The following is a 13185-nucleotide window of genomic DNA, read 5'->3' on the forward strand; positions in this document are numbered from 1 at the left end:
AAAGGTCCTTGAAACGCCCCCATGCGCCTTCGGCGCTCCCCCTCAAGGGGGCGCACCCGGCGGCCCGGCCAAGCCGGTTCCGCGGGTGCCCTGGGCTGGGCTGCGCCAGTTTCATGGGGCGTGAGTTGAAATGAATGGAGGGTGCGTGCATCAAGCGGTCGCCGGCGCGAGGCGGATGTCGAAACTCGCCGAGTGGTACGGCACGCGCATCTCGCGGCCGTCCACGGCCTTGCCGGGCGGGTGGGTCTCGAAGTCCACGACGAGGCTGTCGCGCTTGCCGAAGACGGCGTCGGCGTCGATGTACGGGCTGCCGCCGACGAAAAGCTGCGTCGTCACCGTCGCGTGGCCCGGCGCCGAGACCTGCAAGTGGAGATGGCCGGGCCGGTAGATGCTGCGGTCGGTCGCGCGCATCATGTCGCCCACGGGTCCGTCGTCCGGTATCGGGTAGTAGTTCGGGCGGATGGACCAGAACCAGTAGCGGCCCTGCGCATCGGTGCGAAAGCGTCCGCGCGCCTGCATCGTCGGCTCGCTGCTGAGCTGCACGTCGTACTTGCCGTGCCCGTCTCCGGACCACACGTCGAGCAGCGCGCCCGCGAGCGGCTGGCCGTCGCAGTCGGTCACGCGGCCCATGTAGAAGGTTGGCTCGCCCGTCGCGCCATTCGCGATGTCGCTGCCCAGCGGCACGTCGGGCGCGCCAGCCCAATAGAACGGGCCTTCGACGGTGGCCTCGGTCGCCTCGGTCGCGCCCTTTGCCTTGCTGGCGCGGGCCTGTGCCAGCGCGACCACCATCATCGACAGGCCCAGCGTGTCGGACAGCAGGATGAACTCGGGCCGCTTGTCGGTCGAGATCTGCCCCGTCGCGGTCAGGAAGTTCATGGCCGCGAGCCACTCTTCCGGCTGGAGGTCGACCTCGCGCGCGAAGGCATGAACGTGCTTGACCAGTGCGGTCATCAGCTGGCGCAGACGGGGATCGGGCGTCCTGGCGAAGGCCTCGAGAACGTCCCGCGTGATGCCGTCCTGGTTGTATTCCGACATGGCTTGTCTCCTGTTGCGCGCCGTACTTCGGCGTCGATTCGCGTCGGACGATAGGACGCCGACACAAAGCCCGCAAATGATGAATTTCCATCGATATCATCGATGGCATCGATCATTCGTGGGGGTTTTCATGGAGATGAGGCATCTGCGGTACTTCGTCGCGCTGAGCGATTGCCTGAGCTTCACGCGGGCGGCGGAACGCGTTCACGTCACGCAGTCCACCCTGTCGCACCAGATACGGCAGCTCGAAGAAGAGATCGGCCAGCCGCTGTTCGAACGCATCGGCAAGAAGGTGGTGACCACCGAGGCGGGTGAACTGCTGCGCGGCTTTGCTGCGCGTGCGCTGCGGGAGGTCGACCAGGGTGTGGCGCTGCTCAAGCCCGGCGCGGGCAACCTGACCGGCAGGGTTCGCATCGGCGCGACCCACACCTTCAACATCGGCCTGATTCCGGAGTGCGTGTCGCTGTTCCTGGCGCGCCATCCCACGGTGCGCATCAGCGTCGAGGAACTGTCGGCCGAGGTGATCTGCGATCGGCTGCAGGCCGGCGAACTCGATCTCGGCATTGCCTACCGGCCCGAGGATCCGAGCGACCTGTGGTTCGAGCCGCTCTACAACGAGGAGATGGTGTTCGTGGTGTCGAACAGCCATCCGCTCGCCGGCCGCAAGCGCATTCGCATGGTGGAACTGCACCGGCAGGACCTGGTGCTGATCTCGACCTCCTTCTCGACGCGGACCATGCTGGACGAATGCTTCAGGGCCTGCGGCGCGGAGCCGACGGTGGTCGCCGAGATGTCCACGGTCGCGCCCATGCTCGCTCTCGTCGCCCGCACGCAGATCGGTTCGATCGTTGCCATCAATGCCGTGCCCGAGGGCATGGCGGGCTTGACGGTGATCCCGCTGGAAAGCCCGACGCCGACGCGCACGCCCGGGATTCTTTGGCGACTCGGCGAGACGAAACCGGTCTTCGTCCAGTCGTTTGCGGTGATCTTGCGGAAGACGGCGCTCGGGAACAGCCTGCGGCGGGAAGTGCCGGGGCCGCGCCACGGCGAGAAGCGGTCTTCGCGACTTCGGAAATAGCCGCAGGGGCACCCACCTGCAGTTCCGCATGCGGGCTTTCTCTCCCACTTTCTCTCCTAATTGGTAGAGGCGAACTTGGATCCGAAGCAGTACTGTCTCTGCACATCGGAGGCGGGCCAGTCGGCGGAACCTCCTTCACAGGGGCTGGAGGTGCCATGACGGACTACAGACTTCGGTTCCACGCCGGCACGCTCGTCGCGCTTTTGGCGCTGGGTTGCGCGCTGTACTCGATGCAGGTCCGCGCCGGCACCTTCGACGACCTGAAGCAGGGGCTGAGCCAGAGTCTCGGGGAGGCTGCCAAGCGAAGCCTCGACGCGGCCCTCGGGAACCCTCCCTCCGGCAACGCCGCTCCGGCGTCCACCGCCCCCACGGCACCCGCTCAAACCCAAGCTCCTGTGAGCTCCCAAGTGGCGACAAAGACGATGCCGGGCAGTGGAAGCAATCCATCCGCTTCGGCGCAACCATCCGGCCAAGCCTCCTCCGGCTGCGCCAGGAGAAAACTCGCCGGCTCACAAAAGGAATTCAGGATGTTCCGCGGGTTCATGGAAATGGACGTCGTCAACGACTGCGACGGCGATCTGACCCTGCTGACCTACCAGAACTACAAGACGAGCCAGGAGGTTTGCAATGCGGCGTGGGTGCCTGCGCATTCCGTGAAGAAGATGATGCCGGTGGCCAGACTTTGCAGTACGAGGATGACGCTGCCGAAGTCGTCACCCTACGTCGTGCCATGCACCTGTCCAGATGGCACCAACATCGAGCTGACGGCAATGCAGCAAGCGAACTGAGATTCGCAATGAGCCGGTATACGTTTGTCCCTCGCCTCTTCCTGGTCGGAATCCTCTGCGCGGGCAGTCCCACGACAGGAACAGCCGCCACGTTCGACGACATGAAGGAGGGTCTCGCACAAAGCTTGAGCGACGCGATCAAGCGCAACGTCGATTCCGTCCTGGGCAATCAGCCGACCAGCAATCCTTCACCTGGCACTCAGCCTGAAACGGGGGCTGGCCAGCGGGCGCAGGCAGCGGCGCCGCCGCCGACCGCAGGTGGGGCCTCCGTGGCGGCCGGTAGCGCTCCGGGGCCGATGCCGGCGCGCGGCAAAGCCACGCCGGAGCAGATCGAGGCGGCCGTCGCCAAGTACCACGACAACTGCGCCGTTCACACGACCTACCTGAGAAATATGCACGACTGCGAATGCCTTACCCGAGGAGCGCGCGAAGCGCTGACGGCGCGCAAGAGCGTGGTGGTCTCTGTGGAAGAACAGTACCAACTCGGACAGACATGCGCGGCACCCAAGGAGACCATTTACGCCTGGGTCTACCAGACATGCGACGACTACATGCAGCACAAGCGGACCGATCACACGCAGTTTTGCGCCTGCACGGGAAACAGGTTCTCCGACGCCTTCCGTGCAAGCCCCAATTCGAACCTGCGCAAGGTTGAAGCCTTGCGCGCGGCGTCGATGAAGGCCTGCGGGCTCTGACCGCTACGGCAACCTGATCGGAACATCACGATGAAACGGTTCAATGGGAAGAGGATGCACAGTGCGCTCGTTGCGGTCCTGCTCGGGATGGCGCTTGGTCAGGCTGCACCTGCCGCGGGAGCATTCGACGAGTTGGGAAAGACACTTGGGAAGAGCGCCACCGATGCGCTTGGCAGGGCATTGGACAACGTGCTCCCAGGCCCATCGAAGAGCCCGCAGGATACGAGCACCTCGTCGCCCGGCGCGCCGCAGACACAACAGGCACAACAGGCACAGGCGTCACCACCCATCCCTCCAATTCAACAGCCGAAGTCCGCGTCAGGAGGATTCGTCCCGAAGCGGCCGTACTCGAGTGTGACGAGCAAGGGGAGCGCTTGCGTCTCCGTTTCGCCGACCCAGAACATGGAGCGCAGCCCCGATCAGCGGGCGACAAACAACTGTGGAGAAGAGGTCGTGCTGCTGTGGCATTCGACACTCGCCGTGACCCAGGAGCTCTGCGCCCAGACGCGACTCAAGCCCGGGAAGGGCGCCTTGATCGGCGAAAAATCGACTGTGATGGCCGCCTGTCGCCGCGGCACCGGAGACTCAGCGGTCGGAAGCAACGACTGCGCTTGTCCTCCGGGAATGTCTCTCTGACTGAGCCCAGGCACGCGCTTTGTCTGTCGGGATGTGCTCGGCATCTTCCGAGCTCTCGAGTAGACGTATTTTCTTACATCCCGTACATTTGCATCGAGTCGGGGGAAGAAGGTACACACGATGGGCAAGGTGGCGGGACCGCTGGACCAGCTTGGTTCGGTGATCGATTTGCTGTATGACGCGGCGCTCGATGACGGCCGATGGCGGGATCTTGCCGTGTCGGTCGCGGACGCCTTCGATTCTTCCAGTGCTGTGTTTAAAACCTTTGGAGGCCAGTCGGGACCTCGATTGGAAAGCGTGACGGAAAACCTGCGCGTCTCGGCGGGAGAGCAGTCGTGGGCGGAGCACTGGCATCGCAACGACCTGTGGGTCGAACGTTCTTCGCAGTTCGACATGGGCCATGTCTTCACCAGCCAGAGCCTGATGCCCGATACCCAATTCGAACGCACGGGGTTCTATCAGGATTGGACGAGGAGACTCGACATCTATCACATGGTGGGCGTGCTGTTTCCAACCAGTCATGGAGAGATCGGCGTCCTGGGGGTGCACCGGCCTCGTGCCGCCGGCTGCTACGCCGACGCCGATCGCCTTCGACTCGGTGCCCTGTTTCCGCATGTGCGACGGGCGCTCGGATTGCGCGAAAGGCTCCGCGGAACCGGGTTGGCGCAGAGTGCCGCGGTCGACGCCATCGAGCGAATCGAGACCGGGGTGCTGGTCGTCGATGCCTCCTGCACCGTGGTGTATGCGAATCGGGCTGTCGAACGCCTGCTGCAATCGGCGCTCGAGATCCGGGCGACGGGGGGTCGGTTGCGCCTGAACGATCCCGCAGCGAACAACCGGCTGATGCGGCTGGTCCGGGAGGCCGTGCAAACCGCAGGAGGGAAGCCCAATACGCCGGGGGCGCCACTGGCTGTGGCGCGTCCGGGGCGATTGCCCATCACGCTGTTGATTTCACCTTGGCGCGCCGCCTGGGCGCCGACGGATGTCGTGATGCCCGCCGCAATGATTTTTGTCCGTGATCCGGAACATTCGGGGTCGGCCGCGGCCCTGACATTGCGCGAGTTGTTCGGCATGACCCGAGCCGAAGCCGCGATTGCGGTGGCTCTCAGCGAAGGCCGGTCGTTGGAAGAGATTGCCGTCGCCCTTGGCGTGGGCCTCGGCACGGTGCGCACGCATCTCAAGAAGGTGCTGACCAAGACGGGCACTCGTCGACAAGCCGCGCTGGTCGCCCTGCTGGCACGCAGCGTGGCGGGCATCTCGGTGCATCTGTGATTTCTCTCCTGTTTGGGAGACGCCCGATCGACAGCAGGGTCGTAAATTGGGGATTCATGAATATGCTCTTGGGCCGATTTGCTCCCGCGTGCGCTGTCAGCTACGAGCGGTGGGCCGCCGCCGGATTGCTGCTCGCGATCAGCACGGCCGTCCAGGCACAACCCGCGATGCCGCCTGGATTCGAGCCTCAGGTCAGCGCCTGGGTCATGGGATCGATTTTCTTGCGCAGGGGCGAGCAGTCATACGGCTTCTACACCTCGTTGAGTGTGGGCAACCGCCCCAATGCAGGCGGCATCGCAGCGTTCGCCGCCGACGACGCGGGAAATGTGACTTGGATGGGGCAAACCGACTACGTACCCAATCAAACGCTGGCGTCCGCGAAGCGGAAATTCGCAACGCCGACGCCGCCACTCAAAGGGGAGGAGATCCCGAGATACCTGATGGTCTGCAGCTGGGCACTCGACGATGCCCGCAAGCTCTCAGGGCCGATCCTGGTCGGATACGCGGAACGCGATGATGTAAGAACTTCTGTATCGAAGGATCCCAAGGTATCGGAGAGCATCACCGTTCATTGGGCGCCGATCCCTTCGGCCAGGGCCAAGGCGAAATTTGCAAAAGCGGACTACTGCGGGGAAGTCGCAAGGACCAAGACCGTGCTGGCTCCGCATTGGCTCCAGGATCAAAAGGACAAATAGCAAGTTGGCCGTTTCGCTTCCACCTCTGGAAGCGCGAGCGAACTCGACATCGAGCCGCCGCATAGCTTTCGGTAGCCGCTACCGCACGCTCTCCGCCGCCCGCAACGCATCCAGAAACCCCTCCCGCCACCAATGCACATCCTGCTCGCGAATCCGCGCCAGCAGCTTCTGATGCCGCTCCCGGCGTTCTTCCAGCGGCATCTGCAGCGCCTGCTGCACGGTCTCCGCGGTGCCGTGGGTGTCGTAGGGGTTCACCAACAGCGCCTCCCTGAGTTGCTCGGCCGCCCCGGCAAAGCGTGACAGGACCAGCACGCCCGGATCCGCCGGATCCTGCGCGGCGATGTATTCCTTCGCGACGAGGTTCATGCCGTCGCGCAGCGGCGTGACGAGGCCCACCGCCGCCGCGCGGCACAGGCCCGGCACACGCTTGCGCGCGACCATGCGGTGGATGTAGCGCACCGGCATCCAGTCGAGCTCGCCGAAATCACCATTGATGGCGCCGCACAGTGACTCCAGTTCGCGCCGGATGTCGCCATAGGCATCGACCGTTTCGCGTGTCGGCGACGCGATCTGGATCAGCGTCGCGCTGCGGCGGTTCTCGGGATAGTTGGCCAGCAGCTCGCGGAACGAGCGCACCCGCTGCGGAATGCCCTTGGAGTAGTCGAGCCGGTCGATGCCCAGCAGCAGGCGGCGGCTCGAATACTCGCGCTTCATGGTCTCGTACATGTCGCGCGATTCCTTCGCGTGCGTGAGCGCGGCGAACTCGTCGACATCGATGCCGATCGGGAAGGCGTTGCAGCGCACTGTCTGGCCGTAGGCGCGATAGAGGTGATTGCCGAGAGCCTCGCCGTGCGCCTCGTTCTGCACGTAGTGCTCGAAATGCTGCACGTCCTGATGGGCCTGGAAGCCGATCAGGTCGTAGGCAAACAGCGAGCGCATGAGCCATTCGTGCTGCGGTACCGCCGCGATGATGATCTGCGGCGGCAGCGGGATGTGCAGGAAGAAGCCGATGCGTTGCCTGCAACCCATCGCGCGCAGCTCTGCCGCCAGCGGGATCAGGTGGTAGTCGTGCACCCAGATGATGTCGTCGTCCTTCAGCAGCGGCATCAGCTTGCGGGCGAACAACTGGTTGACGCGCCGGTAGCCGCCGATGAAGCCGGCGTCGAAGTGCGCCAGATCCAGGCGGTTGTGGAACACCGGCCACAGCACGTCGTTGCTGTAGCCGAGGTAGTAGCTGTCGTGGTCATCGCGGCTCAGGTCGATGGTGGCGAGCGTGACCTTGCCCGCCTGCTGCCGATGAAGTTCACCCTCGCCGGTGGGGCCTTCCTCGACGATCGACCCGCTCCAGCCGAACCAGAGGCCACCGCTTTGCTGAAGGCTATCGCCGAGTGCAACGGCCAGCCCGCCGGCAGCCGGCCTGCGCGGATCGGCCACTCGATTGGAGACCACGACCAGTCGACTCATGTTCTCCATGCGACCGCCGCCGGGCAGGGGCGCGTTCATATGCACGAATCCCAGGGCGCCGACAGCCTCACCGCGGCGTTGATGATCCCCACCATCGAATAGGTCTGCGGGAAGTTGCCCCACATCTCGCCGGTGACGGGATGCGTGTCTTCGGACAGCAGACCGAGCGGATTGCGCGCAGCCAGCATGGTCTCGAAGATCTGCCGCGCCTCGGCCTTGCGACCGATCTTCGCGAGTGCGTCGATGCGCCAGAAGGTGCAGATGTTGAAGGCGGTCTCGGGCTTGCCGAAGTCGTCGGCCGCTTCGTAGCGGCGCATGTAGGGACCATCGCAAAGCGACTTTTCCATGGCCTCGACGGTCGAGACGAAGCGCGGGTCGCGCGCGTCGACCAGGCCGACTTCGGCCATCAGCAGGATGCTCGCATCGAGTTCATGGCCGCCGAAGCTTTCTGCGAAGGCCTGGCGTTCCTCGCACCACGACTTGGCAAGGATTTCTTCGCGCATGCGCGAGGAGTGGCCGTGCCAGTAGGCCGCGCGTTCCGCCAGCCCGAGGGCGCGCGCGATCTTGGCAAGTCGGTCGCAGGCGGCCCAGCTCATCAGCGCCGAACTGGTGTGCACGCGAGCGCGCGTGCGCAACTCCCACATGCCGGCGTCCGGCGTGCCGTAGACGCGCAGGGCCTGCTCGCCTACCGCCTCGAGATACGGAAACTCAGCCACGCCGCCCCTGCTCAGCAGGCGATGGTCATGAAAAGCCTGCGCCGCACCGAGGACGATGTTGCCGTACACGTCATGCTGGAAGTGCTCCTGTGCCTGGTTGCCGACGCGCACAGGTCCCATGCCGCGATAGCCGCTCAGGCTCTCGACGAAGGATTCAGGCAGTTCGCCCTCCAGCCCGATGCCGTAGAGCGGCTGGATGTGCTCGCCGCGCGAACCGATCACCACGTTGGATAGCCAGCGGAGATAGTCCTCCATCGTGCCGACTTCCGAGAGGCTGTTGAGCGCGCGCACCACGAAGAAGGCATCGCGCAGCCAGCAGTAGCGGTAGTCCCAGTTGCGCTGGCTGCCGGGCGCTTCGGGAATGCTGGTGGTCATCGCGGCGACGATCGCGCCGGTGTCTTCGTAGAGCGAGAGCTTCAACGTGATGGCGGCGCGGATCACCGCTTCCTGGTATTCGAAGGGAATCGCGAGTCGCTTGCTCCAGGTGCGCCAGTACGCGATGGTTTCCTGTTCAAAATGCCGCGCCGTGTCGGCGATGCCGTCGTTCAGCGTTTCGTCGGCACCCAGCACGAAGTTGTACTCCCGCGAGAGCACGAAGGGCCGGCGCGCAAGAATGTGCGAGACCGAGGCGTCGGTGTTCAGCCGCAGCGTGAAGTCGGGCCCGACGTAGCGGATGTGGTTGCTGCCGCGCGTGATGGTCGGTGCCATGCCGCCCCACTGGAAGCGCGGCGCGAGCGAGACGCGGATGCGCGGCGTGCCGATGATGGGCTTGACCCGGCGCACCATCGTGAGCGGCCTGAAGTAGCGCGAGCGGCTGTGAAAGCGCGGCGCCAGGTCCGTGATCTCGATGCCCTGGCCCGCGGAGTCGAACAACTGGGTGCGCAACACCGCGGTGTTCGGTTCGTACCACTGCTTGGACGATGCAAAGTCTTCGAGTTCGATGGCCCAGGCGCTTGCATCGTCGCCCGTGTGCAGCAGCGCATTGAAGACGGGATCGCCGTCGAAGCGCGGAAGGCAGCACCACACCACGCGGCCGCGTTCGTCGACCAGCGCGCTGTACGCGCAGTTGCCGATCACGCCGACATTGAGCGAGGGGTCGGCCGGCGGCCCGAAGCCGGTGCGCGCGGACGGCGCGGTCAGGGCTTCCGGATGTTCCGGCATCGTGTCGCTCGCACCTGCGGCGCCGGCGAGGGCCTGACCCGCTCGATCGGGCGCTTCGGTTTCGATTTCTTTTTGGAGGGTCGTCATGCCGGTTTCCTCGGGGTTGCGGATCACGGCGTTGCGAGCAAGTCCCGCGCCGCCACGAGCCATTCGAAGAGCTCGCGCGGCGATTCGAGCCGATGCAGCGCCTGGCTGGGGCCCGGGCCGACCTTGATCGCCACGCCGCCGAGCGGCTGCACGACGCTGAAACCGTTCTCGTCGGTCGTGTCGTCGCCCGCGAACACGGGCACGCGGCCGGCGAAAGGCGCTTCGTGCATGAACGCATCGATCGCGATGCCCTTGTTGATGCCTGCGGGCTTCACCTCGAAGACGAACTTGCCGTGCATCAATTCCAGCTGCGGCTGGCCGTCGATCACGCGCGCCATCGCGTCGCGGCAGACGGCTTCGAGTTGCGGTGCGAGCCGGTAGTGCAGGGCGATGGCGGCGTGCTTGCGCTCCACCAGCAGGCCCTCGTGCACACGTGCAAGCTCGTTGGCCACGTCGAGAACCTTCTTGAGATCGGGCGCGCGCTGTTCCTGCATCTGGCCGTCCGCATCGCGGCGCTGGACGCCGTGCTCGCCGGCGGCGGGCAGGCGCAGGGGCGCGAGAAAGCGGTCGATGACGTCGATCTGCCGACCCGAGACGACGGCCAGCGCACCGCCCAGGAGGTCATGGAGATCGCCGAGCAGCGGGATGAGCGCAGGTGGCACATGCACGGCCTCCGGGGTCTCTGCGAGCGCCACCAGGGTGCCGTCGAAGTCGAGGAAGAGCGCAGCGTCGGTGGGGAGTCTGGGTGGCGTCTGCATGGAGGGAAAACCATAGCAGACTCCCGCCGCGCAGCGCGTCGGCCAAAACCGCCAATCCAACTTCAGGAGTAGGGGCGAAGGCCTTCTGCCACGGCGGCCACGCGGGCACGGGTGATCGCATCGCCGATTTTCGGTCCGGTCGCGCCCGCCGCCAGCGCCTCGCGCGCAATGGGCTCGGTGGACACCGATTGCGCCGCGGCGAGTGCCGCCGCCAAGCGCTCGCGCGGGGGATAGGGCTGGTTTTCGAGGCCCAGCCGTCCGCGTGCATCGCACTCGCAGGCCTGGAGGACCTCGTCGAAGCGCTGCGGCTTGCGGAAAGCATCGCAGCGCTCCAGCAGCCGGACCACGGCCGCGGCGTTGAGATCACCGCTGCGGTGGATGTTGCCGTGCTCGCGTGCCACCACGTCGGCCAGCTCGCGAATGTCGACGGGCACGCGCCAGCGATCGCACACCGCCCGCAGGAGCCTGGCGCTGCGCTGCTCATGGCCGGTATGCCGGGGAAGCACGTCGGTCGGCGTCGTGCCTTTGCCGAGGTCATGAACCAGGCAGGCAAAGCGGACCGACAGCGGCGCGTGGAGGTGTGCGGCCATGTCGAGCACCATCATCAGGTGCACGCCGGTATCGACCTCGGGGTGATGCGTTTCGGGCTGCGGGACGCCCCAGAGCCGCTCAACTTCCGGCAACAGCACGGCGAGGGCGCCGCACTCGCGCAGCAACTCGAACATGCGCGAAGGCTTCGCTTCCATCAGGCCGCGCGAGAGTTCCTGCCAGACACGCTCGGGCACCAATGCATCGACTTCGCCGGCCTCGACCATCGCGCGCATGAGTGCCATGGTGTCCGGCGCAACCCGGAAGTCGTCGAAGCGCGCCGCGAATCGCGCGACGCGCAGGATGCGCACCGGGTCCTCGCGGAAGGCATCGGTCACGTGGCGCAGGCATTTCTCCCGCAGGTCGCGCTGGCCGTCGAAGGGGTCGACGAGTTCCGTCGGGTCTACGTCGAGCCGGTCGGATGCGCCGATCCTGTCCGCCGGCAGCGCAATGGCGTTGATCGTCAGGTCGCGCCGTGCGAGATCTTGTTCCAGCGTGACGTCGGGCGCCGCATGGACGACGAAGCCGCGATAGCCCGGCGCGCTCTTGCGCTCGGTGCGTGCCAGCGCGTACTCCTCGCGCGTTTCCGGATGAAGGAAGACGGGAAAGTCGCGGCCGACGGGCAGATAGCCTCGCGCGACCATCTGCTCCGGCGTGGCGCCGACCACCACCCAGTCGTGGTCGCTGCCGGGCCGGCCCAGCAGCGCATCGCGGATCGCACCGCCGACGAGATAGATTTGCATGCGCGCAGTGTAGGGCGGCGCGCCTGGGCGGTGCGCGATCGGTTCAGGGCGCCAGGCGGTAGGGTTCGTCGGCGACGACGAAGTCCTTTTCGAGGAGGGCCTCGTCCATCCACGCCTTCACGCCCGGCAGCGCGCGAATGCGCTCGACGTACGCCGAGATCGCTGCAGGCACGGGCAGCCCGAAGGTCATGATGCGCATGCACACGGGCGCGAAGTAGGCGTCGGCAATGCTGAATTCGCCGAACAGCATGGGGCCGCCGCTCGCTTCGAGCAGGCCGCTCCAGAGCTGCACGATGCGATCGAGGTCCGCGCGCACGCCAGGCTGGTCGCGAAGGATGATCTGGCCCTGCTGCCGGAGGTCGGCCTCGATGTTCATCGTGCAATGGGTGCGCAGCATGCCGAAGCCCGCATGCATCTCGGCGCATGCGCTGCGCGCCTGCGCACGCCGGGCGCGGTCGGCGGGCCACAGTTTCTTGTCGGGATAGGTCTCGGCGAGGAATTCGCAGATCGCGAGCGTGTCGTAGACGACGATGTCGCCGTCCTTCAGCACCGGCACCGTTCCTGTCGGATTGAGCGGCAGGATGGTGTGCTTGAACTTCGAGTCCTCGCCGAAGGAGTCGAAGCGCAGCATGACCTCATCGAAAGCGATGCCCGCCTGCTTCATGACCACCCAGGGCCGCATGGACCAGGACGAGTAGTTCTTGTTGCCGATGTAGAGCTGTGGCATGGCGGGGTCTCCAGAAGTCGGAAGTGGTGCAAAGCCTTCGATGCTAGCTGCGGCCTCCGGGGTGATTGATGCAATCACGGCCCGGAATTGATGCTCAGCGGTGCAGGGTGTCCCGGGAGGTCGGCGGCGCCAGGTCGACCCGTTGCGGCAGCTCGGGCGCGTTGCCGTGCCAGCGGCGCACTGCGCGCTGGAAGAACATGCTGTTCGGAATCTTGAGCGTCGTGCCCCCTTGGGCGCTGCCGCTTTCTTCCAGCGTCGTGAAGATCAGGTTGATGTCCAACACACGGCCCTTGAGGCCCGGCTTCTCTCCGTTCTCCAGCACTTCGACCGTGTCGCCGGGCCAGAACATGCGCGTGGTGAAGATCAGCAGCGCGCAGAAGATGTTCGACAACACGCTCCAGGCCGCGAAGAAGGCCACGGCGCCGACGGCGGCAAAGCTCGTGAAGGCGGTCCATAGCACGGTGCCCGAGACGCCCAGCCGCTCCAGGCCCCACATGAGCGCGCCGCCATAGATCAGGAAACCGGCCGTGCGGCGAGTGACCATGGCCACGTTGTGGGGCAATCGGTAGCCCGTGGTCACGCGCGCGATCAGCCGGCGCACGAAGCGATAGATCAGCCAGGCACCCAGGAGGATCAGCCCGACCTGCGCCGTCGGGACGATGATTTCCAGCCATTCGATGGCCCAGCCGGGCAATTGGGCGCGCAGGTTCTGCAGGGCATGGATCATGGCGGACCCTCACCC

12 protein-coding genes are annotated in these 13185 nt (G+C 65.7%); 5 read left to right on the plus strand and 7 right to left on the minus strand.

What is annotated here, in order from left to right; translation table 11 throughout:
- Positions 1 to 150 precede the first annotated feature (150 nt).
- Positions 151 to 1035 carry a dioxygenase family protein gene (locus tag AC1DN9_RS19875; protein WP_478103128.1) on the minus strand — a complete coding sequence of 295 codons (885 nt, stop codon included), beginning with the start codon at positions 1033 to 1035 and terminating at the stop codon, positions 151 to 153.
- A 130-nt stretch (positions 1036 to 1165) separates the two neighbouring features.
- On the opposite strand from AC1DN9_RS19875, the gene AC1DN9_RS19880 reads away from it, so the two are divergent.
- The 5 genes from AC1DN9_RS19880 (at position 1166) to AC1DN9_RS19900 (ending at position 6199) form a co-directional block, all read left to right on the plus strand.
- The gene (locus AC1DN9_RS19880) at positions 1166 to 2113 is read left to right on the plus strand and encodes a LysR substrate-binding domain-containing protein (RefSeq protein ID WP_478103131.1); all 948 of its coding nucleotides are present in this window, start codon (positions 1166 to 1168) and stop codon (positions 2111 to 2113) included.
- Positions 2114 to 2268: 155 nt separating this feature from the next.
- Entirely contained in the window at positions 2269 to 2901 is a 633-nt protein-coding gene (locus AC1DN9_RS19885; RefSeq protein WP_478103132.1) for a hypothetical protein, read from the plus strand.
- 8 nt (positions 2902 to 2909) lie between these two features.
- Positions 2910 to 3596 (plus strand): hypothetical protein, encoded by a 687-nt coding sequence (locus AC1DN9_RS19890; RefSeq protein ID WP_478103133.1) that lies wholly within the window; start codon positions 2910 to 2912, stop codon positions 3594 to 3596.
- 756 nt (positions 3597 to 4352) lie between these two features.
- Positions 4353 to 5504: a helix-turn-helix transcriptional regulator gene (locus AC1DN9_RS19895; protein ID WP_478103134.1), complete on the plus strand. Its 1152-nt coding sequence runs from the start codon at positions 4353 to 4355 to the stop codon at positions 5502 to 5504.
- 125 nt (positions 5505 to 5629) lie between these two features.
- Positions 5630 to 6199, plus strand: coding sequence for a hypothetical protein (locus AC1DN9_RS19900; protein WP_478103136.1), 570 nt, complete (start codon positions 5630 to 5632; stop codon positions 6197 to 6199).
- A 78-nt stretch (positions 6200 to 6277) separates the two neighbouring features.
- On the opposite strand, the gene otsA is transcribed toward AC1DN9_RS19900, so the two are convergent.
- The 6 genes from otsA to AC1DN9_RS19930 all read right to left on the minus strand — a co-directional run bounded on the left by otsA (position 6278) and on the right by AC1DN9_RS19930 (position 13170).
- The gene (gene otsA, locus AC1DN9_RS19905; protein ID WP_478103207.1) at positions 6278 to 7663 is read right to left on the minus strand and encodes an alpha,alpha-trehalose-phosphate synthase (UDP-forming); all 1386 of its coding nucleotides are present in this window, start codon (positions 7661 to 7663) and stop codon (positions 6278 to 6280) included.
- Positions 7664 to 7698: 35 nt separating this feature from the next.
- Positions 7699 to 9540: a glycoside hydrolase family 15 protein gene (locus AC1DN9_RS19910; protein ID WP_478103208.1), complete on the minus strand. Its 1842-nt coding sequence runs from the start codon at positions 9538 to 9540 to the stop codon at positions 7699 to 7701.
- A 110-nt stretch (positions 9541 to 9650) separates the two neighbouring features.
- Positions 9651 to 10385 carry a trehalose-phosphatase gene (gene otsB / locus AC1DN9_RS19915; RefSeq protein ID WP_478103137.1) on the minus strand — a complete coding sequence of 245 codons (735 nt, stop codon included), beginning with the start codon at positions 10383 to 10385 and terminating at the stop codon, positions 9651 to 9653.
- Positions 10386 to 10447: 62 nt separating this feature from the next.
- Positions 10448 to 11716 carry a multifunctional CCA addition/repair protein gene (locus tag AC1DN9_RS19920; protein ID WP_478103138.1) on the minus strand — a complete coding sequence of 423 codons (1269 nt, stop codon included), beginning with the start codon at positions 11714 to 11716 and terminating at the stop codon, positions 10448 to 10450.
- Between the two features lie 43 nt (positions 11717 to 11759).
- Entirely contained in the window at positions 11760 to 12443 is a 684-nt protein-coding gene (locus tag AC1DN9_RS19925) for a glutathione S-transferase family protein (protein ID WP_478103140.1), read from the minus strand.
- Positions 12444 to 12537: 94 nt separating this feature from the next.
- Positions 12538 to 13170, minus strand: coding sequence for a mechanosensitive ion channel domain-containing protein (locus AC1DN9_RS19930; protein ID WP_478103141.1), 633 nt, complete (start codon positions 13168 to 13170; stop codon positions 12538 to 12540).
- Between the last annotated feature and the right edge of the window lie 15 nt (positions 13171 to 13185).

This window comes from Variovorax sp. 05L425 (assembly GCF_056397705.1).

Coding starts and splice junctions, on each gene's coding strand:
- AC1DN9_RS19910 (WP_478103208.1), bottom strand. CDS start 9,540: ATGCCGGAACATCCGGAAGCCCTGACCGCGCCGTCCGCGCGCACCGGC.
- otsB (WP_478103137.1), bottom strand. CDS start 10,385: ATGCAGACGCCACCCAGACTCCCCACCGACGCTGCGCTCTTCCTCGAC.
- AC1DN9_RS19920 (WP_478103138.1), bottom strand. CDS start 11,716: ATGCAAATCTATCTCGTCGGCGGTGCGATCCGCGATGCGCTGCTGGGC.
- AC1DN9_RS19890 (WP_478103133.1), top strand. CDS start 2,910: ATGAGCCGGTATACGTTTGTCCCTCGCCTCTTCCTGGTCGGAATCCTC.
- AC1DN9_RS19885 (WP_478103132.1), top strand. CDS start 2,269: ATGACGGACTACAGACTTCGGTTCCACGCCGGCACGCTCGTCGCGCTT.
- otsA (WP_478103207.1), bottom strand. CDS start 7,663: ATGAGTCGACTGGTCGTGGTCTCCAATCGAGTGGCCGATCCGCGCAGG.
- AC1DN9_RS19895 (WP_478103134.1), top strand. CDS start 4,353: ATGGGCAAGGTGGCGGGACCGCTGGACCAGCTTGGTTCGGTGATCGAT.
- AC1DN9_RS19925 (WP_478103140.1), bottom strand. CDS start 12,443: ATGCCACAGCTCTACATCGGCAACAAGAACTACTCGTCCTGGTCCATG.
- AC1DN9_RS19880 (WP_478103131.1), top strand. CDS start 1,166: ATGGAGATGAGGCATCTGCGGTACTTCGTCGCGCTGAGCGATTGCCTG.
- AC1DN9_RS19930 (WP_478103141.1), bottom strand. CDS start 13,170: ATGATCCATGCCCTGCAGAACCTGCGCGCCCAATTGCCCGGCTGGGCC.
- AC1DN9_RS19875 (WP_478103128.1), bottom strand. CDS start 1,035: ATGTCGGAATACAACCAGGACGGCATCACGCGGGACGTTCTCGAGGCC.